At 66.6% G+C, this 428-nt stretch carries 1 protein-coding gene; it reads left to right on the forward strand.

The features are described from left to right. Positions 1–428, forward strand: a 428-nt coding sequence (locus tag AACY52_RS31770; RefSeq protein ID WP_339561621.1) for a hypothetical protein, incomplete at both ends; no start/stop codon positions are given.

A 428-nucleotide genomic window follows, 5' to 3' on the forward strand; every position in this document is an offset into this window, starting at 1 on the left:
CTCCTGAGGCGGCCGAAAACGACGGGCCACCACACCTGGAGCGTTCCGGAGATCGAGCTTTTCGTCGAGCGGCACGCCGCCGGCACCAAGGCGCATCTGGCCCTGATGCTGTTCCTGCTGCTGGGCCAGCGCATCAGCGACGTCGCCAAGTTCGGCAGGCAGCATATCCGAAAGCCGCGCCACGTCGCGCCCAAGCTGCGGCAGATCCATGCCGGCCGCTGGCTGGCCTTCCGCCAGCACAAGAACCGGAACAAGGACCCGGTCGACCTCGTCATCCCGATCCTGCCGCAGCTCGAGACGGTCCTGCAGGACGCCAAGGACGCCGGCACGCTGGGCACCATGACGTTCCTTGAGACGAGCTTCGGCAAGCCCCACACGGTCAAGGGGTTGGGTAACTGGTTTGCCGACAGGTGCAAGGAGGCCGGCGT

The organism is Pseudomonas sp. EA_65y_Pfl1_P113 (assembly GCF_963970525.1).
Classification (GTDB): Bacteria; Pseudomonadota; Gammaproteobacteria; order Pseudomonadales; family Pseudomonadaceae; genus Aquipseudomonas; species Aquipseudomonas tritici.